This window comes from Microbulbifer taiwanensis (assembly GCF_014904815.1).
GTDB classification, from domain to species: domain Bacteria; phylum Pseudomonadota; class Gammaproteobacteria; order Pseudomonadales; family Cellvibrionaceae; genus Microbulbifer; species Microbulbifer taiwanensis.
In genome coordinates, this window is record NZ_JACZFR010000036.1 from 24642 (window position 1) to 43748 (window position 19107).

General features: G+C 59.5%; 20 protein-coding genes. 4 read left to right on the forward strand and 16 right to left on the reverse strand.

Annotation, left to right across the window (positions count from 1 at the left end; genetic code table 11):
• Positions 1-48: 48 nt before the first annotated feature.
• Positions 49-1254, forward strand: coding sequence for an MFS transporter (locus IG627_RS13710; RefSeq protein WP_193192941.1), 1206 nt, complete (start codon positions 49-51; stop codon positions 1252-1254).
• A complete protein-coding gene (locus tag IG627_RS13715) occupies positions 1241-2176 on the forward strand; it encodes an alpha/beta hydrolase (protein WP_193192942.1) in 936 nt (311 codons plus the stop codon). The genes IG627_RS13710 and IG627_RS13715 overlap by 14 nt, the downstream gene beginning before the upstream one ends.
• A 104-nt stretch (positions 2177-2280) precedes the next feature.
• Here IG627_RS13715 and IG627_RS13720 read toward each other — a convergent pair whose 3' ends face one another.
• The 9 genes from IG627_RS13720 to hutC all read right to left on the reverse strand — a co-directional run bounded on the left by IG627_RS13720 (position 2281) and on the right by hutC (position 12142).
• Positions 2281-2901: a response regulator gene (locus IG627_RS13720; RefSeq protein ID WP_193192943.1), complete on the reverse strand. Its 621-nt coding sequence runs from the start codon at positions 2899-2901 to the stop codon at positions 2281-2283.
• Positions 2902-2942: 41 nt separating this feature from the next.
• Positions 2943-3731: a 3-hydroxybutyrate dehydrogenase gene (locus tag IG627_RS13725; protein WP_319024573.1), complete on the reverse strand. Its 789-nt coding sequence runs from the start codon at positions 3729-3731 to the stop codon at positions 2943-2945.
• Positions 3732-3876: 145 nt separating this feature from the next.
• The gene (locus IG627_RS13730; protein WP_193192944.1) at positions 3877-4530 is read right to left on the reverse strand and encodes a hypothetical protein; all 654 of its coding nucleotides are present in this window, start codon (positions 4528-4530) and stop codon (positions 3877-3879) included.
• A 152-nt stretch (positions 4531-4682) separates the two neighbouring features.
• Positions 4683-5084, reverse strand: coding sequence for a hypothetical protein (locus IG627_RS13735; protein WP_193192945.1), 402 nt, complete (start codon positions 5082-5084; stop codon positions 4683-4685).
• Between the two features lie 92 nt (positions 5085-5176).
• Positions 5177-5464, reverse strand: coding sequence for a hypothetical protein (locus tag IG627_RS13740; RefSeq protein ID WP_193192946.1), 288 nt, complete (start codon positions 5462-5464; stop codon positions 5177-5179).
• A gap of 159 nt (positions 5465-5623) precedes the next feature.
• Positions 5624-7714 carry a S9 family peptidase gene (locus tag IG627_RS13745; protein WP_226865118.1) on the reverse strand — a complete coding sequence of 697 codons (2091 nt, stop codon included), beginning with the start codon at positions 7712-7714 and terminating at the stop codon, positions 5624-5626.
• Between the two features lie 153 nt (positions 7715-7867).
• On the reverse strand, positions 7868-9418 hold the full coding sequence (hutH, locus tag IG627_RS13750; RefSeq protein WP_193192948.1) for a histidine ammonia-lyase: 1551 nt from the start codon (positions 9416-9418) through the stop codon (positions 7868-7870).
• A gap of 174 nt (positions 9419-9592) precedes the next feature.
• A complete protein-coding gene (gene hutU / locus IG627_RS13755) occupies positions 9593-11269 on the reverse strand; it encodes a urocanate hydratase (protein WP_193192949.1) in 1677 nt (558 codons plus the stop codon).
• A 150-nt stretch (positions 11270-11419) separates the two neighbouring features.
• The gene (gene hutC / locus IG627_RS13760) at positions 11420-12142 is read right to left on the reverse strand and encodes a histidine utilization repressor (protein ID WP_193192950.1); all 723 of its coding nucleotides are present in this window, start codon (positions 12140-12142) and stop codon (positions 11420-11422) included.
• Between the two features lie 280 nt (positions 12143-12422).
• On the opposite strand from hutC, the gene hutI reads away from it, so the two are divergent.
• Complete coding sequence (gene hutI, locus IG627_RS13765) at positions 12423-13652, forward strand: imidazolonepropionase (RefSeq protein ID WP_193192951.1); 1230 nt, start codon at positions 12423-12425, stop codon at positions 13650-13652.
• The gene (hutG, locus tag IG627_RS13770) at positions 13636-14589 is read left to right on the forward strand and encodes a formimidoylglutamase (RefSeq protein WP_193192952.1); all 954 of its coding nucleotides are present in this window, start codon (positions 13636-13638) and stop codon (positions 14587-14589) included. The genes hutI and hutG overlap by 17 nt, the downstream gene beginning before the upstream one ends.
• Positions 14590-14681: 92 nt before the next feature.
• Here hutG and IG627_RS13775 read toward each other — a convergent pair whose 3' ends face one another.
• The 7 genes from IG627_RS13775 to IG627_RS13805 all read right to left on the reverse strand — a co-directional run bounded on the left by IG627_RS13775 (position 14682) and on the right by IG627_RS13805 (position 19053).
• A complete protein-coding gene (locus IG627_RS13775) occupies positions 14682-14927 on the reverse strand; it encodes a DUF2164 domain-containing protein (RefSeq protein ID WP_193192953.1) in 246 nt (81 codons plus the stop codon).
• A gap of 152 nt (positions 14928-15079) precedes the next feature.
• Complete coding sequence (locus tag IG627_RS13780) at positions 15080-15805, reverse strand: alpha/beta fold hydrolase (RefSeq protein ID WP_193192954.1); 726 nt, start codon at positions 15803-15805, stop codon at positions 15080-15082.
• Positions 15806-15888: 83 nt separating this feature from the next.
• Entirely contained in the window at positions 15889-16200 is a 312-nt protein-coding gene (locus IG627_RS13785) for a hypothetical protein (RefSeq protein ID WP_193192955.1), read from the reverse strand.
• On the reverse strand, positions 16164-16604 hold the full coding sequence (locus IG627_RS21305) for an MBL fold metallo-hydrolase (protein ID WP_193192986.1): 441 nt from the start codon (positions 16602-16604) through the stop codon (positions 16164-16166). The genes IG627_RS13785 and IG627_RS21305 overlap by 37 nt, the downstream gene beginning before the upstream one ends.
• A gap of 184 nt (positions 16605-16788) precedes the next feature.
• Positions 16789-17187 (reverse strand): GFA family protein, encoded by a 399-nt coding sequence (locus tag IG627_RS13795; protein ID WP_193192956.1) that lies wholly within the window; start codon positions 17185-17187, stop codon positions 16789-16791.
• 375 nt (positions 17188-17562) lie between these two features.
• Entirely contained in the window at positions 17563-18582 is a 1020-nt protein-coding gene (locus tag IG627_RS13800; protein ID WP_193192957.1) for an alpha/beta hydrolase, read from the reverse strand.
• A gap of 42 nt (positions 18583-18624) precedes the next feature.
• Positions 18625-19053, reverse strand: coding sequence for an organic hydroperoxide resistance protein (locus IG627_RS13805; RefSeq protein WP_193192958.1), 429 nt, complete (start codon positions 19051-19053; stop codon positions 18625-18627).
• Positions 19054-19107 lie beyond the last annotated feature (54 nt).

Sequence of the window (19107 nt, forward strand, 5' to 3'; positions counted from 1 at the left end):
TTTGAAATAGAGAATCTAAAGCGATAGAGAGAAATCAGAAGTAAAACAATGAAAAAATATCTACTTGAAGTCCTGATGTTCACCGCCTACGCACTCTTTGCCGCCTCCTGGGTCTCCGGCGCCATACTCACGCCGGAGATACAGTCGTCCTTTGGCGAGGAGGGTTTCGCCAATGCCACCTGGGGCAGCAATGTGATTACCCTGGCGAAGATCGTCGGCAACCTGGCCGCGGCCATGCTGCTGATGCGCCTGGGGGTGAAGCGCGCATTTGCGCTGGCTATTCTGCTGATTGGCGCCGGTGGTTTTGGTGCGCTGGCTGGTGACTACAGCGGCTGGTTGATCTCAAGGCTGGCACTGGGCCTGGGCGGCGCACTGGCGATAGTGTATTTCAATCCGGTGGTTTTGCACTACTTTTCCGCGAGCGAGCGCCCGCTGATCAACGGCATCAACGCGGCCGCCTTCAATACTGGCAATCTGCTCGCGCTGCTGTCCACCGGCGCGCTGGCGGCCTGGATGGGCAGCTGGCAATCGGTGGTGATTCTCTACGGCGTGATGGTCGCAGCACTGGCTGTACTCTGGTGGCTGTCGGCGGAAAACTTCTCCCTTTCCGGTGCTGGAAAAAATGGTGAAGAGAACTACGGCCTGCGCCATGGCGTGCGCGAGGCATTCAACTGGTGGCTGCCGCTGGCCTACTGCGGTGTGCTCTTCTGCTATATCGCCGTCTTCGCCCTCTTCCCGCTGATCGACGGCTTCGCCGTGGCCAGCAGCCACCTGTCGGCGGTAATGATCGCCGCCGGTATGATCGGTACCGCCGCCGGTATTCTTTTGACCAAGCGCTATCCGCTGCGTCTGCCGGTACTGCGCTATGCCGGCCTGGCGCTGGTGATATTCGCCGCACTGATGCTCGTCAGCCGCAATCCGCTGATTGCCTATGCTGCCGCGGCGCTGGCCGGCTTCTTTATGTTCCTGCCGATGACCGCCCTGGTGACACTGCCGCAGGAACTGCCGGGCGTGACACCGGCGCGCATCACGGTGACCTTCGCGATGTTCTGGTCGATTTCCTACGGGGTGGAGACGGCGCTGATGTACGGCGCCGGCCTGCTGGCTGATTACAGCGGTGAGCCGGCATTCGCGGCCTACTTTGCCGTGGCCTGTTCCTCCTCCCTGTTTATTTTCTCCTTCCTGCTGCCTGAGAGTGGCAGGGAAAGCGTGACCGTCGAAGCGGAAGATGGAGCAGAAAATGCGACAGCTTGATGCAAAGCTCGCCGAGTGGCTCGAGGGCGTCAACGCCCAGGTGGTGCAACTGAAAGCGGCGGGATTTGAGCCGACGCCTATCAGTGCGCGCGAGAGCCTGGCTAACCTGACCCGCAGCTTTGTCGAGCCGGGCGCGGAGATGGCGGTGTGCGAGACACTGGTGTCCGGCAATCACTACGCGGTGCCGGTGCGTATCTACACGCCGAAATCCAGTGAGCCCGGGCCGGCTATTATTTACTGTCACGGCGGCGGCCATATGGCCGGCAGCGTGACGGTCTACGACCCGATATGTCGCCGCGTGGCCGAACACTGCCGGCGCACCGTGGTTTCCGTCGACTACCGCCTGGCACCGGAAAACCCCTATCCGGCCGGCTTGCAGGACCTGCTTGCGGTGGTCGGGAATCTGGGTGCGGCGCTGGATAAAAAAACGGTTGCCCACAGCGATCGCTGGATACTGATGGGCGACTCAGGTGGTGCTGCCCTCTGTGCCGCTGCCAGCCGGTTGTTGCAGCACGGGCGTCACAGTATCGCCGCCCAGGTACTGATTTATCCCAGCCTGGATTACACCATGCAGCTGCCGTCCATCGACGAAAACGGCAGCGGCTACCTGCTGGAAAAGGAAAAGATCGGCTGGTATTTCGATAACTATTTCCGCGGCGCGGAGAATCGCCGCGAGGCCTCGGCGCTGCACGGCGAGTACACCGCTAATCTGCCGCAGACACTAATAGTTACGGCGGAATTCTGCCCGCTGCGGGACGAGGGTATTGCCTACCTGGAAAAACTGCGTCAGGTGGGAATATCGGCGGAGTCACTGCATTTCGACGATATGATTCACGCTTTCCTGAACCTGGAATCCCTGGTGCCCGAGGCCTGTGAGAAGCTCTACCGCCACCTGGCCGAGTTTGTATCCGCCGTGAAGTGATTACTCATCATTCCGGCGCAGGCCGGAATCCAGGTGCCACTTAACTGGATGCCGGCCTGCGCCGGTACGGCGAGCGAAGCACCATTGAATCTGAAGTGGGGTCTCTACAGCTGGATCAGGGACTGGGCCTCGCGGATCAGCTGCTTGCGGTCGCGCAGCTCCAGCTTGCGCAGAATGGCTGTCACATGGCTTTTGACCGTGGGCTCGGTGATCTCCAGCTCGTAGGCAATCTGCTTGTTCAACAGTCCCTGCGCGATCATCTGGAAGATACGCAGTTGCTGCGGTGTCAGTCGCCCCAGCCGCTCAGCCAGTGCAATTTCTTCGCTGCTCTCCAGCGCCTCGGCACTGAACCACTGCTCTCCCGCAAGAACCTTTTCGATGCACTGCACTATTTCGCCGGTCTCGGCGGTCTTGGACAAGAAGCCGCTGGCGCCGAAGCCGGCCGCCTGCTGCACCACGGCATTTTTATCGCTACCGGACACCACCACCACGGGTACTGCCGGATGATCGTTGCGTATCTGGGCCAGGCCATTCAGGCCTTGGCTGCCGGGCATATTCAGGTCCAGCAGCAGCAGGTCAATGGTCGTGCCATGCAGTTGCTGAAGGGTGGAATCCAGGTCTTCGCTCTGCAGCAATTCGCAGTCCGGGAAGTGTCGTGACAGTGTGGTGGCCAGGGCGTCGCGATAGAGGGGGTGATCGTCGGCAATCAGCAGTCGGTAATTCACATAACACCCTTGTTTTAAAAGTTATCCAGGGTGCAGAGATCTTACTGTGCGCTCCAACCCCCGTCCACCGGCAGGGAGGCGCCGGTAATGGTACTGGCGAAGTCGCCGCACAGGTAGAGCACCAGTTCGCCGATGGCTTCCGGTTTGGTCGCGCGGGCCAGGGGTTGCTTGGCGCCGATCAACTGCACGCGCGCCGCCTCGGTGTCTATTTCCTGCGTCCTGGCAATGGAGTCTATCTGTGGCTGAATCAGCGGTGTCTCCACCCAGCCGGGGCAGACGGCGTTGGCGGTGATACCGCGGTCGGCGTTCTCCAGCGCCAGCACCTTGGTGAGACCGATCAGGCCGTGTTTGGCGGCGCAGTAGGCGGCCTTCCTTTCCGACGCCACCAGGCCGTGTACGGAGGAGATATTGACGATGCGCCCCCAGCTGGTGGCGCGCATGTCGGGCAGCAGGTCGCGGGCGAGGAAAAATGCAGCACTCAGGTTGATCGCCAGAATTTTCTGCCACTGCTCCGTTGGGAATTCGCTGGTTTCGGCTGTGAATTGCACACCGGCGTTGTTGACCAGGATAGCCGGGTTGCCGAGTGCCTCGCGGGTGTCTGCGATCAGCTGGGCGCAGCCGGCTTCGGAGGATATATCGGCGCTGCTGAAGCCGCAGGATACTTCGTATTCTTTGCGAAGGCGACGCTGGAGATCCTCGCCCTGCGCCGGGCTGGCCAGGCCGTGCAGCATAACCGCATGGCCCGCACGTGCCATGGTTTCCGCTATCGCGAAACCAATGCCGCTGGTGGACCCGGTGATCAATACTGGCTGTTTCTGTTCCCGCTGCACTGAAAACTCCCGCGGCCGCTGCCAAAGAATAAAAGCTCGATCTGCGCATTGCTGGCAGAGCTTACTTCACCTGGCAAAAATGCTAACAGCGGCGGGATTGTGCGTCTGTATGACCAAGGTATGAGACGGCCCGATGAGTCCCGTATCAACGGTGCCTGCCCCTGCCGCCCGAGCGGTGCCCCGGGGCGGGTGAGGACTGGTGGCGGTGGCCGGGGCGTGTGTGATACTTGCCGATCGATCGGCGCCTGCCGTGAGTACTGTGGCCGCGGTGCCTGTGATGCCCGCTGCGGATATTCTTTCTACCCTCTATGCGCCGCCCGCCTATTGTTCTGTGCCCCGGTCGCAGGCGGCGATCACCGCTGATGCCGGGAGTGGGACCAATCCGGTCGGCGCCGCGAAGCCTGCGATCGCTACCTGTGGCATGGCGGCGATGTTTGAAGTGCCGGCGGTGTATGCGGTAAGCCCTGCCTCCGCGGTAGTAGCTGTCACCGCGATAGCCGTATCTTTTTTTGTAGTAGGGGCGGTAGCGATAATACTGATAGGGTCGGTAGTAGTAGGACTGCGTGGAATATATCTCGCGCGGATAATAGTCGGGTCGCACCCGATAGTAATCGCTGGATGCGTAGGGCAGGTAGATAACGGTACCGGATGGGGCGACATAGGAACCGGAATAGGAGCTGCGTGTCTCGGCGCGCGTCGAGTAATGGGTCCTACTGGACGGGTAGGTATAGGGCCGCGAAAAGACAGGAGCGGCGGAGTAGTAACCGCCCGACGTGCAGGCGCCGAGGGTTACTGCCACACATAGAGTAGCCGCCGTTAATGCTCGCTTGAGGATGCAATTCATCGCGCCGACTCCGGGATTCTCAAAAACACCTGCCCCCGACTGCGGTCAGCGTTGGGTTCCTGCTGACGGCAGCGGGGGCAGTGTCGTACGGGTGGGCTCATGGCCCGCTAGCGGCGGGCGCCGCCGGCGGGTCTGGGGCTGCCCCCCCTGTGGGGCCGGCCCCCCGCCCTCCTGCGGCCGGTGGTGGTCGGGCGGCCGTGGTATCCGCGTCCGCGATAGTAGCCGCGCCCGCGATAGTAACGGTGGCCGTCGTAGCCGCGTCCGCGATAGCGGTAGTAGCCACGGCCGTAATACCTATAGCGCGGGTGATAGCGGTAACCGTAGCGGTAATAGCGCGGTGAGGAGTAGTAGAAGGAAACACCGCTGGATGGATAGACGTAGGGGTAACCGCCGTAGTAGCCACCGGAATAGTAGCTGCCTCCGTAGTAGCCATCGGTCGCGCAGGCACCCAGGGTCAGGGCGGTGCAGACCGTGGCGGCGATAAGGCCGGTTCTGATCAGTCTCTTCATAATGCAGTCTCCGATTTAGGGAAGCTCCGTTGGTTGAGGCACTTCCTGCGGCACTTGCATGTCGCTCGCCTGGGGTTGGGATTCGTCCCCGGTCAGTAAGGCCTGGGTCGCGGCCTCACTGGCGGTGAGTAGTAATAGGGTGGTCTGGGGCGGTAGTAGCCGCCGCTCCAGTAGTAGTCGGGGTGGCGCGCATTGTGGCAGAGGCCGTTCGGGTGACAGTGGTAGTAGGGCCCGCCGACCCGGTAGTAGGCCCTGCCGGTCACCGTGGTGCTGCGGGCGGTGTAGCCGCTGCCGGAGCAGGCCGACAGTGTCAGGGTGGCCGCAGCCACCAGCGCACAGCAGGCGCTGGACAGCAGCAGCCTCTCGGGCAGCCGTTTCATTGAGACCTCCGCGCCGATTGGCGGGTAAAACGTCTAATAATCAGCCTAGCAGGGTTGGCGCAAATTTCCTCAATGGAGGAATTATTAATTGGCGGGTGTCTGCGTGAAGGGAGTGAGCAGTGGCGCCGGGCGGGCCGGCGCCACTGGAATGCGGGGTATCTACTCGGCGGTTTCCATATTGGTGGCGATGATCTTCGCTTTGTCCAGCGCCTGGGGCAGGCCCGGCACAAAGTCAGCGCCGTATACGACTTGAATACTGGACCCGGACAGGTCCTCGCCGATGGGCTGGTAGCTCCCGCCGATGCAGTCTGCCAGGAAGGCCTCGGAGGCGGCGAAGAACGACAGCTTGTTTTCCGGCTTCTGGAAACCGTGGCCCTCGTCCGGGTAGAGGATATAGGTCACCGGTATGTCCTTCTCCTTCATCGCCGCGACTATCTGGTCCGACTCGGCCTGCTTCACCCGCGGGTCGTTGGCGCCCTGGCCGATCAACAGCGGCCGCACTATCTTGTCGGTGCGGTTGAGGGGGGAGCGCTCCTGCAACAGCTTCCGGCCCTCGGCGGTCTCCGGATTACCCACCGCTGCGTGCAGGGTATTCCTGTAGCCCTCCCAGTAGGGTGGAATGGAATCCAGCAGGGTGTTCAGGTTGGAGGGACCGACGATATCCACACCGCAGGCGAATTTCTCCGGCGTGAAGGTGAGCCCCACCAGGGTCGCATAGCCGCCGTAGCTGCCGCCCATGATCGCGACTTTGTCGGGCCTCGTAATGCCCTTTTCGATGGCCCAGTCGACGGCGTCGATCAGGTCGTCGTGCATGGCGCCGGCCCACTCGCCGTTGCCGGCGTTCACGAAGACCTTGCCGAAGCCGATGGACGCGCGGAAGTTTACCTGCAGCACCGCGTAACCGCGGTTGGCGAGCCACTGCACTGCGCCTGAGTAGCCGAAAGTGTCCCTGGCCCAGGGGCCGCCGTGGACCAGCAGTACCATGGGCACCGGCGCGGATACGGATCCGTTTTTATCCGCGTCCGCCGGAAGGGTCAGGTAGGAAATCAGGTCCTTGCCATCCCGGGCGCGGATCGTCTGGGAATACATTGTTGCCAGTGGCAGGCCATCCAGTTTCGGGTTGGTGACGAAGAGCTGGTCCAGTTTGTTGTTTCCGCTGTGGAAAACCTGGTAGACCGGAGAGGCGTTGCCGCGATCCGTGTACAGTACCCACCTGGAGGCGTCCAGTGTGGATGCCAGTATGTCGAAATTCCCCTCCACACTGGCGTTGAGTGCGGAGAAATTATCCGCGTAATCCTCCTCCAGTGCCGTCCACTTGTTGGTGTGGATATTCACCGCGTAGGCGATGGGCTCGTGGTTGCGGGGGTGGAAAAACACCTTGGAAATATCGGCCAGTTCGGACGCCGCCAGTATTTCTGTATCGCCGGACTCCAGATCCAGGTGGACCAGCGCCGCCTTGTCCCGCTCGCGGCTGTCGAGCATAAAGATGCCGTTGTTGGCGGCATCGAAACCGAGGATCTGGGTGGTGAAGGTGTCCGCGACGGGAATCTCGAACAGCTGCAGCCACTCCTCGTCGCGCCACTCGAACACATTGAAGCCGCCGCTCGGCGTCGACTCGGTGGCGAGGCGCAGCTGCAGGTCGTTGTCGAAGAAGAAGGTGGCGAAGCCGTCGTTCTCGAGGAGCAGTTTCCGCTCGGCGGTTTTCAGGTTCACCCTGTACAGGTCGTGCCAGCGCGGATCGCGATCGTTCATACCGACGATGGCGATGCCCGGATGCGACTCGCTCTGGGCGATCATCTGCGCCTGTACGCCCTCGTAGGGAGACAGGTCGACAATTTTCCTGCTCTCCAGGTCGATGCTGTAAAGATGCCAGTTTTCATCGCCCTTTTTATCGCGGGTATAGAGCAGGTGTTTGCTGTCCAGGGCCCAGAAATGCCGCGGTATACCGCGGCCCGTGTCATGGGTGACCGGCTCGGCCGCGTCGATATCGCCCGCCGGCGCCACCCAGAGATTCATCACGCCGTCCAGCGGTGCGCGAAAACTCATCATGCTGCCGTCCGGGCTGAGGCGCCCCTGGGATCGGTCCGGATTGCCGAACAGCAGCTCCCGCTCGATCAGCTTAACCTGAGGTTTTTCTCCGGCAGCGGCCTCTTCCTTGCTGATTTCCGTTGTCGAGTCGCCCCTGGGACTGCAGGCACTGATCAGTGCAAAGAGCGAGACTGCGCCTAAAAATCCGATTGATTTTCTCATGGCTGATTCCTGCATTTATTTTTCGGTGTACGTCCGCTACTCCGCGGGCAGGATTGCACAATGCCCGGTGCTTTGAAAGCGGGTGCAGGAAGCCAGGTCGCAAAAAGAAAAGGCGCCGGTTGAACGCGGCGCCTTTGGTGGAGGGGTTAGGTTTCAGTGGCAGCTGGGCAGCAGATTCGGCTCTACAAACTGAAGGTAGGCGGCACTGGCCAGCAGCTGCTTGGCCTCCTCGATATCCGGCGCGAAGTAGCGATCCTTATCGTAGAAAGACACCCGCTCGCGCAGCTTGCCCTTGGCCTGTTCCAGTTTTTCCGTGCTCTTCAGCGGCGCGCGGAAGTCCATGCCCTGGCAAGCGGCCAGCAGTTCCACCGCGAGAATACCGCAGGTGTTGTCGGCCATATCGCGCAGGCGGCGGCCGGCGAAGGTGGCCATGGAAACATGGTCTTCCTGGTTGGCGGAGGTGGGCAGCGAGTCGACGCTGGCCGGGTGGGCGAAGGTCTTGTTCTCGCTGGCCAGCGCCGCGGAAGTCACCTGGGCGATCATAAAGCCGGAGTTGACCCCGCCGTTGTCCACCAGGAAGGGCGGCAGGCCGGACAGGTTGGAATCGATCAGCAGCGCCATGCGGCGCTCGGACAGGGCGCCGATTTCCGCCAGTGCCAGCGCCAGGTTGTCGGCCACCATGGCCACCGGCTCGGCGTGGAAGTTGCCGCCGGAAATGATGTCGGAGTTTTCCGGGTTTTCCTCGTCGGTAAATACCAGCGGATTGTCGGAGACACCGTTGGCCTCTGCCAGCAGCACCTCTGCGGCGAAGCGAATCTGCTGCAGGCAGGCGCCCATCACCTGCGGCTGGCAGCGCAGGGAATAGGGGTCTTGTACCTTTTCACAGAACTGGTGCGACTCACCGATTTCGCTGCTGTCGCCGAGCAGGTCGCGATACGCGGCGGCGACCTGGCGCTGCGCCTTCTGGCCGCGGGCCGCGTGAATGCGGTCGTCGAAGGGGCGGCGGGAGCCCTTGGCCGCTTCCAGGGTCAGGGCGCCGCTCACCAGGCCGCCGGCGAACAGGTCTTCGGCCGAGAACATGCCCAGCAGGGCAAAGGCGGTGGAAGCCTGGGTGCCGTTCAGCAGCGCCAGGCCCTCTTTCGGTGCCAGGGTCATGGGTTCCAGGCCGGCCTTTTTCAGGCCCTCTTTGGCGGACTTGCGCTTGCCGCCGATAAAGCATTCGCCCTCACCGAGCAGTACCACGCTCATATGCGCCAGCGGCGCCAGGTCGCCGGACGCGCCCACGGAACCCTTCTCCGGAATCGCCGGGAAAACTTCCGCGTTGACCAGCTTGATCAGCGCCTCGATCAGCTCGGCGCGCACACCGGAAAAACCGCGCGCGAGGGAGTTGATCTTCAGCACCATCAGCAGGCGCACCGTGGCCTCACTCATGAAATTGCCGGTACCGGCGGCGTGGCTGAGCACGATCGCGCGCTGCAGGGCTTCCAGGTCCTGTTTCTCGATGCGGGTGTTGGCCAGCAGACCGAAACCGGTGTTGATGCCGTAAACGGTGCGGCCCTCGTTCAGCACTTGGGCGACGGTCTTGGCGGAGGCCTCGATGGCCGGGTAGGCACTTTTTGCCAGTGACAGCTGCACCGGCTCGCGCGCGACGCGGCGCAGTTGCGCCAGGCTCAGTTGACCGGGATCGATTTCCAATTTGTACATAAATTTATTCACCGAAAATAATTATCTATTTCGTCGTCATACCGGCGCAGAGCCTGTGCCGGACTTGATCCGGTACCGGTATCCAGTTCTTTGGCAGTGAGTGTTCGGCTGCTCCAGTTGCTGGATCCCGGATCGAGTCCGGGATGACCCTGTAAGAAAGTTGTTCGTCTCGAATCAGTCTTTCAACATCGGCAGGTCCAGACCCTGCTCCTTCGCGCACTGCTTGGCGATGTCGTAACCCGCATCCGCGTGGCGCATCACGCCGGTGGCTGGGTCGTTCCACAGCACCCGAGCGATGCGCTTGCGCGCCGCCTCGGTGCCGTCGCAGACGATCACCACACCGGAGTGCTGGCTGAAGCCCATGCCCACGCCGCCGCCGTGGTGCAGGGATACCCAAGTGGCGCCGCTGGCGGTGTTCAGTAGCGCGTTCAGCAGCGGCCAGTCGGACACGGCATCGCTGCCGTCCATCATGGATTCGGTCTCGCGGTTGGGGCTGGCGACGGAGCCGCTATCCAGATGGTCGCGGCCGATCACCACCGGCGCTTCCAGCTCGCCGTTGGCGACCATCTCATTAAAGGCCAGCGCCAGGCGCGCGCGGTCCTTCAGACCCACCCAGCAGATGCGCGCCGGCAGGCCCTGGAACTGGATGCGCTCGCGGGCCATATCCAGCCAGTTGTGCAGCTGCGGGTTGTCCGGAATCAGCTCCTTCACCTTGGCGTCGGTCTTGTAGATATCCTCCGGGTTGCCGGACAGCGCCGCCCAGCGGAACGGGCCCACGCCCTCGCAGAAGAGCGGGCGGATATAGGCGGGCACGAAGCCGGGGAAATCGAAGGCGTTCTGCACTCCTTCCTCGAAGGCCATCTGGCGGATGTTGTTGCCGTAGTCGAGAGTCGCGGCGCCGCGCTTCTGCAGCTCCAGCATGGCTTCCACCTGGATGGCCATGGATTTTTTCGCCTCACTGACCACAAGCGCCGGATCGGACTTGCGCATCTCGGCGGCCTGCTCCAGGGTCCAGCCTTTCGGCAGGTAGCCGTTCAGCGGGTCGTGGGCGGAGGTCTGGTCGGTGACGGAGTCGGGCAGGATATTGCGCGCAACGATTTCCGGGAAAATATCCGCGCAGTTGCCGAGCAGGCCGACGGATACCGCCTCACCTTTTTCCTTCGCGGCTTCGATGATTTGCAGTGCCTCGTCCAGGCTCTTGGCTTTCTTGTCCACGTAGCCGGTGCGCAGGCGGAAATCGATACGGGTCTCGTCACACTCCACCGCGATCATGCTGAAGCCGGCCATAGTTGCCGCCAGCGGCTGGGCGCCGCCCATACCGCCGAGGCCGCCGGTCAGAATCCATCTGCCGTTCGATTCGCCGCCGAAGTGTTTGCGCGCAACCGCGGCGAAGGTTTCGTAGGTGCCCTGCACGATGCCCTGGGAGCCGATATAGATCCAGGAGCCGGCGGTCATCTGGCCGTACATGGCCAGGCCCTTCTTATCCAGCTCGTTGAAGTGTTCCCAGTTGGCCCAGTGGGGCACCAGGTTGGAGTTGGCGATCAGCACCCGCGGCGCATCGGCGTGGGTCTTGAACACGCCCACCGGCTTGCCGGACTGCACCAGCAGAGTCTCGTCGTCCTCGAGGCGCTGCAGCACCTCGACGATCTTGTCGTAGCACTCCCAGTTCCGCGCGGCGCGGCCGATACCGCCGTAGACCACCAGATCCTCCGGGCGCTCGGCCACATCCGGGTGCAGGTTGTTCATCAGCATGCGCAGCGGCGCTTCGGTGAGCCAGCTCTTGGCGTTCAACTTGGTTCCGGTGGGCGCAGCAATTTTGCGGCTCGGATCGTGGCGTTTTTCGGTGGTCATGATTACCTCGCAATATTTTTTCAAAAAAATCATTCGTCATTCCGGGCTTGACCCGGAATCCAGCACTCTCTGCGTTCGATTCGGGCACTGGATCCCGGTACCGGATCAAGTCCGGCACAGGCTCTGCGCCGGGATGACGACATTGGAGTTTTAAAATCTCAACTGTGCGCCGAGCCGGTAACGATTTCCCGGGTGCACCAGTCGCGCAAAACTCACGGTGCCGGCACTGCTCTTGGTGCGCCGCCAGATCTGCAGGCAGGCGCTGTTCGCCTCTATGGCCAGTGCCGCGGCGATTGCGGGTTTTGCTGCAATCGCCTCCACGGTGGTGTCCGCCTCGGTCAGCGGTGCCACCCGGGACAGGTAGGCGTTGGGCGTGGTCGCGCTGAAGTCCTGCTGCAGGTAGTCCGGTGCCAGACCCGGATTGGTAAAGCGCTCCTCCCACTGGATCGGCAGCTCGTTGTCGCAGTGCACTATGATCGAGTGAAAGATGCGCGCGCCCTCGGGTATACCCAGGGCGCGGGCCACGTCCGCGGCTGCCTCGCACTCCTGCAACAATAGAATGCGATTGCTATAACTGTGGCCGCGGGCGGAGACCTCGTCGGCAATATTGCGCACTTCCAGCAGCGAGCCGGCCGGTACCGGCTCGGCGACAAAAGTGCCCAGGCCCTGGGAGCGCATCAGCACTCCCTCGTCGGTCAGCTCGGTCAGCGCGCGGCGCGCGGTCATGCGGCTGACGCCGAACTCCTGCGCCAGCTGGTTCTCCGACGGCACCTGGAAGTGCACGGGCCAGCTGCCGGTTTCTATCTGCCGGCGGATATGGCGCTTGATGGCCGCATAGCGGGGTTCGCCGGTGTTGGGAGTTGCAGTATTCATGGACTTCGGTAAAGTGCTGTAACAGCTTGTATATGGTTGTATATACAAGATAGGGGTTACTATGGTGGTCCCGGCGATCGCTGTCAAGCCATCGCGGTCCACGGTGCCGGAGCTGTAGGGGCGCACACCAGGGTTACCCTGCAGATTGGGCGAGGTGTCACACCCGCTGAATTGGGAAACCGCCCGGTCGATTGGCCGAGCGTCTATGGTTAGAAAAAGGAAATCCGCGCCTCCGGGAGGGCTGAGAAGGTCTTTCAGGAGCGCCGGGAAAAGAGAATCTATGACAGAACGCTGTGATCTGCTGATTACCAATGTCCACGCCGCCACCATGGATCCGTCCATTCCCGGTGGCTACGGTGCCGTGGAGGATGCCGCCGTGGCGGTGACCGGGGGCAAGATTGTGTGGTTGGGGCCACGCCGGGAGCTGCCGGACTGCGCCGCGGACAGGACCGTCGACGGTGAGGGCCAGTGGCTGACCCCGGGCCTGATCGACTGCCACACCCACCTCGTATACGGCGGGCACCGCGCGTCGGAATTCGCCCGCCGCCTGGGCGGAGAGAGCTACGAGGAGGTGGCCAGGTCCGGCGGCGGCATACTGTCGACGGTGCGCGCCACCCGCGCGGCCAGCGCCGAGGAGTTGTATCGCGCCGCCGAGCCGCGTCTGAAAGCGCTGATGTCCGAGGGCGTGACCACAGTGGAAGTGAAATCCGGTTACGGCCTGGACCTGGATACCGAACTGAAACAGCTGCGCACCGCGCGCCGCCTGGCCCAGCACTACCCGGTGGATATCGTCACCACCTGTCTCGCCGCCCACGCGCTGCCGCCGGAATACGACGGCCGCGCGGACGAATATATCGACCTGGTGTGCGAGCAGATACTGCCGGCGGTGGCCAAGGAGCAGCTCGCCGACGCGGTGGACATGTTCTGCGAATCCATCGCCTTCTCCGTCGAGCAGTGCCAGCGGGTGATCGACTGCGCCAAGAAACTCGACCTGCCGGTGAAAGTGCACGCGGAACAGCTGGCGCGCACCGGCGCCACGGCCATGGCGGCCAGGGCCAGCGCCCTTTCCGTCGACCATATCGAATACATCACCGACGCCGACGTGGCGGCCATGGCCGAGAGCGGCACCGTCGCGGTACTGCTGCCCGGCGCCTTCTACACACTGCGCGAGACACAGATGCCGCCGGTGGAAAAGCTGCGCGCCTCCGGCGTTTGCATGGCCCTGTCCACCGACCTGAACCCGGGCAGCTGCCCCATCGCGTCGCTGCGCCTGATGATGAACATGGGCTGCAACCTGTTCGGCCTGACCCCCGCCGAGGCGCTCGCCGGCGTCACCCGTTCCGCGTCGCGTGCGCTGGGACTCTGCTGTTCCCGCGGCGTACTGCGCCCGGGACTGCGCGCCGATATGGTGCTGTGGCCGATGGAAACCCCGGACCAGCTGGCCTACGAAGTGGGCGCACTGAAACCGTCGCAGATGCTTTTTGGAGGCAGAGATGCTACAGCTGGCTGATATGCACCTGTGGAGCGGGCGCACCGACAGCGAAGACGGCAGGGCCGGTGAGCGCTGGCACCAGCGCATCACGCCGCTGCAACTGGACAGCGCCCCGGGCCTGGCGATTCTCGGCTTCGTCTCCGACGAGGGCGTGCGCCGCAACAAGGGTCGCATCGGCGCCGCCAAGGGCCCGCGCATACTGCGCCTGGCGATGGCCAGCCTGCCGGCCACCTTCGATGCACCCCTTTACGATGCCGGTAATGTCAAAATCGAAAAGGAAGACCTGGAGTCCGCCCAGTCCCTGCTCGGCGCGCGTATTACTGAAGTGCTGAATTGCGGCCACTTTCCGCTGGTACTCGGCGGCGGTCACGAGATCGCCTACGGCAGCTACCAGGGCATAGCGCGCTGGATGCGCGAAGAGCAGCGCGACAAGACCCTGGGCATCATCAATTTCGATGCGCATCTGGACCTGCGTATTCCCGCACCCAAGGGTTCGTCCGGTACGCCCTTTTACCAGATCTCTGAACAGTGCGAGATCAACGGTCGCCCCTTCAACTACCTCTGCGTTGGTGCCGCAGACAATGCCAATACCCCGGCCCTCTACCAGCGCGCCGACGAGCTGGGCGCAAAGATAATCCGCGACCGTGAGATCACGCCCTGGCACCTGGACAATGTGCAGAAGCAGATCCGGGAATTTATCGACGGCGTGGACTTCGTCTACCTGACTGTGTGCCTGGATGTACTCCCGGCGGCGGTGATGCCCGCGGTCAGCGCACCCGCCGGCCGCGGTGTGCCGCTGGAACTGCTGGAGCCGTTGCTGGATACGGTGCTGGGTTCGAATAAGGTGTGCCTGGCCGATATGGCCGAATTCAATCCCTATTTCGATATCGAGGATCATGCCGCGCGCACGGCGGCGCGCATCGGGTTCCAGATTGCGAATGGGGTGATGGCATAGCAGTAACGGAATCTCGGAAACCGGGTTGTCTGCTTGCGACCCGGTTTTTGGAGAGGCAAAGCTGTGGGCGCGCCAGAACTGCCCGGGTCACACTAGCCTTCTGGCTGTTCCAGCTCTTGAATGACGTAGCTGATTTCCTCCATTTTTTCATTGAAAAAGTGCTGAGCGTCAAAGAGGCCGCGGTTATAAAAATACGTTCCCAGTTTCTTTGAAAAGAAGTCGATGAGAAACTCGGCTTCAAATCCACCAATATCCTGTTGCAATTCGTTGCTGAAGTAAGCCTTGACCTTACTTATCATTCTGTCCTTCTGGTCTTCCGAAAATTCAATTTCTTTCATGGTGAGGCCTGATCTATTCAAGTTATGTACTAAGGCCGTGAAAAATTTAAATCAGCCACAGAGCTTGTATCGGGACATTGAACATTTCGTATCTCGTTAGATTTTGGTGTCCGTTAGGGCGGGTGAAGATTAACGTCGTCCACGCTGCATTTTTAGCGCGTGGGGCGCCACTGGGATTCTATCTCTTTAAAAATCCTAGTAAATTCGGTGAAGTTTTCATCCTCAGCCAGTGCCTCATGGCTGGCGTGGAGGGATATACGAAACTCGGATTTGGGTAATTTTCCTGCTAGATCAAGAATGCTCTCGATAGGAGCATTTTCATCTTCTTCACCATGATGGATATACACAGTTGGCGAGTGTTGAAACGTAATTGAGTTCCATGAGCCAAGAAGAACCTTGAAGTCTGACCACGCACCATGGGCTAGATCTCGAGAAAGTCCCAGTGAGATAAGTTGTTCTATTGCCGAGCTATAGTTGTTATCTCTAAAAAACTCCAAAAGTTGTAACGTGGGTGGCGAGGTAACTTTCTCAACAAAAATATCAGGCGTTCCCATAGATGCCACAAGATAGCAAGAGCAAACAATTTTGGGGTTGTTTGTCGAAAAGTGTATCGCGAATGGGCCGCCACCACTTCCACCAATTGTATGGCAAGAAGTGATGCCATTGTTTCGCAAGTACTCCTCTGTTTTATCTGAGCACAGGGCGAATGATGGTATAGAGCTAAAGTCATCGTACCAAGGTCGGGTAGGGCAGATAAGCCGGATACCTAGTCTACTTGCGAGATCTGCGAACTCTTGTCCGGAGTCTCCTTTCTGCGGTGTACCCATAAAAAAGACAGTGGGAACCCCTTCAGAGTCACCAAATTCATGGAATTTCATCCTTGCTCCTTGAGAATGCTAGCGCTCGATTTAGCGGGCGTAAGCTGTCCCAGTCGCGTACTTTGTAGCGACTGCAGCGCTTGTTACACACCATTGTCAATAACTGTTAGCGTTCTTTCAATAAAGCGGACAAATGCTTTCTCTGGTATAAAATCGGTTCTGTTTTCCAGGTTAAATTTTCCTAGAATAATTCTTATTTGCGCATCATTCTTAATTTCTACAGCCGTCATACCATCGCTCTTCAATTTCCTTACTCTTGATACCCAATCTAAAGTGTTTTTCCAATACGCGCGCAGTTCGGCTTTGTTCGTCGGTTTTTCGTGTCCAGGGGCAATGATACTTTCGTCATTGCCTAGCTTCAAAATTGCTTCAATTGTATTGTTAATTCCGGACACTCCTCCAGCATAGAATGTTGGATGCCAATTGGTATCGTAAACATCACCAACAAAAATACTGTTACTTTCTGTGTGAGAAAAACTTTATATTCATCTGGATGAGATTTGAACAATAGCCTATAAATTTCTGTGAAATTGGCTGCATCATCAAGGAGTATGCCTCCCATATCGGAAAAATAAGTATTTCCACCTGAATGATCACTGTGCTCATGCGTACTCAGTATAAAGCTTACTGGTTCGCCAATAAGGTTTTTTACAGCAGTATTTAATGCATCCAGATGTTCACTTCCCGGAATGGGATCTACTAAAATAATTCCTTTTGTAGTTTTTAGCAGTCCAATATTTGTTCCGTAATCGATTGATTTCAGAATGAATGATTCCTTGGGAAGTTCGGTTGTAAAAATATTCTCCGAATTTTACAGGCTTATTGTTGAGTAGATCGCGAAGAAAAAGATAATGTAAATTTAACGGATAACTCTTATTCTAATCGATGATCATGTTTTAGTGCGGTCCGCAGCGCCAGAAGATCGGAAAAAATTAAGGCGCAGCGGAAAATTTGTCCGAAATCAGCGCCTTATATAGTGATTTCTACGCACCGAATTTTTCAAATACTTCACGTTCCGTAAGATTTTCTGTTTGGTTGGAGAACTCATAGAAGCTTGGTTTTTGATCTATAAACACCTGGCCTTTAAATACAAAGTTTCCTTCCGATTGAAATAATCCAAGTGGAATAATGTATTCATCCGTTGGCTTTAGGTGATAGAAAATATGTGTTCCGCAATTTTTGCAAAACCCTCTTTCGGCCCAATCAGATGATGCAAAGGTAGCTATTGATTCATTGCCCGTGAAAGCCGCATTATTTCCACAATGAACTGCGAGCAGTGGCCCGCCACCCCAGCGCCGACATATTCCACAGTGACAGGCTTCAAACTCTTTACTTTCACTGGCTTCAACAGTTACAGCTTCGCAAAGACAAGTTCCTTTCATTTTATTACACTCCGTTGCTTGAATTTAATCTCATATAAAAGCTTTATTCATGGGTATGGTCATATCTGTCCACGAATACCTATATCTAGCCACAGATTGCCAAATATGCCCACTGATTTTTGTATAGTTTGATGTAATTGTTGTCGGTCTGTGAAGTGGGCCTGAATTTGGTTATTTGGTACCAAGAGGCACAGTCGGCAGGAGATATGGAGTGGCAGGGTGTTTGTGTCTATTGCGAAATCGAGAGAAATGGTCTGATTTCTACTTTTGGGGAGTAGTGAACGGCACTGGCGCCATTAGCGGAATGGATCAGTACGGTGCTGCAAATGGCAATAGGGCCCCGGTGTCGGGGCCTTTTTGCCTGATCAGTGGCTGCTATTGCAGCTGTTGCTTCAGTTCCTGTCCGGCCTGGTCCAGCGCATCCTGCACCGCAGGCACTTCGCTCAGTGCATTGAGCAGGCCGAAGTCGTGGATCATGCCGTTGTAGCGGACTGAGGTGACGGTGACACCGGCGTCGTTCAGTTTGCGTCCGTAGGCTTCGCCCTCATCCCGCAGTACATCCATTTCCGCAGTCTGAATCAGCGCCGGGGGCAGTCCCTGCAGTTGCGCGGTGGTGGCGCGCAGCGGCGAGGCGTAGATCTGGGCGCGTTGCTTGGGGTCGGTGGTGTAGTTGTCCCAGAACCATTTCATCATGTTGCGGGTCAGGAAGTGGCCCTCGGCGAACTGCTTGTAAGACGCGTTATCGTAGTTGGCATCGGTCACCGGCCACAGCAGCAGCTGGAAGCGGATCTTCGGCGTACCCTTTTCCTTGGCTTTCAGGGCCACCACCGCGGCCATATTGCCGCCGACACTGTTGCCGGCTACCGCCAGGCGCGAGCCGTCCACGCCGATTTCCCCGCCGTGCTTAGCGACCCACTCGGTCGCCGCGTAGGCCTGGTCGATCGCCGTGGGGTACTTGGCTTCCGGTGACGGGGTGTAGTCCACGTAGACGGCTGCGGCACCGGAGCGCACTACCAGGTCGCGGATCAGGCGCTCGTGGGTGGGGAAGTCACCCAGAACCCAGCCGCCGCCGTGGAAGAACATAAATACCGGCAGCTGTCCTTTGGCGCCCTTCGGCTTGACGATCACCAGCTTCAGCGGCTCGCCGTCAACCTCGATGGTTTTCCGCGACACCTCTGCCGACGGCAGTTTGGCGCCCCGTTGGGCACCGGTCAGCACCGCGCGGGCATCTTCGGGTGATAGTTGCTCGAGTGGTTTGCCGCCGCCCTGTTCGAGCGTTTCGAGAAACTTCTGTGTGTTCTGCTCCACTCCCGGGGAGCCGGCGCCGAAGGCGATAGCGGTGTCCAGGGCAAAGAACAGTGAGAATACCAGCTTGGATAAGGGTGATTTTTTCATGACTCTTACCTCCGGGAGTATCGGGGTTGACTGCGAGTTGTCTCAGGTCTCGACGTGCAGGCGCACATCCACGTTGCCGCGCGTTGCGTTGGAGTAGGGGCACACCTCTTCGTGGGCGCGGTTGGCGATCTTCTCGGCGGTTTCCTTATCCAGGCCAGGCAAGCTGACATACAGGTCGATATCCAGGCCGAACCCCTTGCCTCCATTGATCGGACCTATACCCACTTCGCCGCGCACGTTGGTGTCTTCCGGTACCTTGACTTTTTCCTGACCGGCGACAAATTTGATCGCGCCGATAAAGCAGGCGGAGTAGCCGGCGGCAAACAGTTGTTCCGGATTGGTGGCGTCGCCGCCTGGGCCACCGAGCTCTTTCGGGGTGGTGAGTTTTACATCCAGTATGCCGTCGGATGACTTGGCCTGGCCGTCGCGGCCTCCGGTGGCAGTGGCTACGGCTTTGTAGAGTACCTGCATGACTGTGTCCTCATTGAGTGATGTTGAAATTCAGTGTTGTGCCGGGCACGGAGA

What these genes read in the sequence shown, in the direction of transcription:
- IG627_RS13710 (WP_193192941.1), top strand. Translation starts at nt 49, where the DNA reads ATGAAAAAATATCTACTTGAAGTCCTGATGTTCACCGCCTACGCACTC.
- IG627_RS13715 (WP_193192942.1), top strand. Translation starts at nt 1,241, where the DNA reads ATGCGACAGCTTGATGCAAAGCTCGCCGAGTGGCTCGAGGGCGTCAAC.
- IG627_RS13735 (WP_193192945.1), bottom strand. Translation starts at nt 5,084, where the DNA reads ATGAAGAGACTGATCAGAACCGGCCTTATCGCCGCCACGGTCTGCACC.
- IG627_RS13740 (WP_193192946.1), bottom strand. Translation starts at nt 5,464, where the DNA reads ATGAAACGGCTGCCCGAGAGGCTGCTGCTGTCCAGCGCCTGCTGTGCG.
- IG627_RS13745 (WP_226865118.1), bottom strand. Translation starts at nt 7,714, where the DNA reads ATGAGAAAATCAATCGGATTTTTAGGCGCAGTCTCGCTCTTTGCACTG.
- hutH (WP_193192948.1), bottom strand. Translation starts at nt 9,418, where the DNA reads ATGTACAAATTGGAAATCGATCCCGGTCAACTGAGCCTGGCGCAACTG.
- hutU (WP_193192949.1), bottom strand. Translation starts at nt 11,269, where the DNA reads ATGACCACCGAAAAACGCCACGATCCGAGCCGCAAAATTGCTGCGCCC.
- hutC (WP_193192950.1), bottom strand. Translation starts at nt 12,142, where the DNA reads ATGAATACTGCAACTCCCAACACCGGCGAACCCCGCTATGCGGCCATC.
- hutI (WP_193192951.1), top strand. Translation starts at nt 12,423, where the DNA reads ATGACAGAACGCTGTGATCTGCTGATTACCAATGTCCACGCCGCCACC.
- hutG (WP_193192952.1), top strand. Translation starts at nt 13,636, where the DNA reads ATGCTACAGCTGGCTGATATGCACCTGTGGAGCGGGCGCACCGACAGC.
- IG627_RS13775 (WP_193192953.1), bottom strand. Translation starts at nt 14,927, where the DNA reads ATGAAAGAAATTGAATTTTCGGAAGACCAGAAGGACAGAATGATAAGT.
- IG627_RS13780 (WP_193192954.1), bottom strand. Translation starts at nt 15,805, where the DNA reads ATGAAATTCCATGAATTTGGTGACTCTGAAGGGGTTCCCACTGTCTTT.
- IG627_RS13795 (WP_193192956.1), bottom strand. Translation starts at nt 17,187, where the DNA reads ATGAAAGGAACTTGTCTTTGCGAAGCTGTAACTGTTGAAGCCAGTGAA.
- IG627_RS13800 (WP_193192957.1), bottom strand. Translation starts at nt 18,582, where the DNA reads ATGAAAAAATCACCCTTATCCAAGCTGGTATTCTCACTGTTCTTTGCC.
- IG627_RS13805 (WP_193192958.1), bottom strand. Translation starts at nt 19,053, where the DNA reads ATGCAGGTACTCTACAAAGCCGTAGCCACTGCCACCGGAGGCCGCGAC.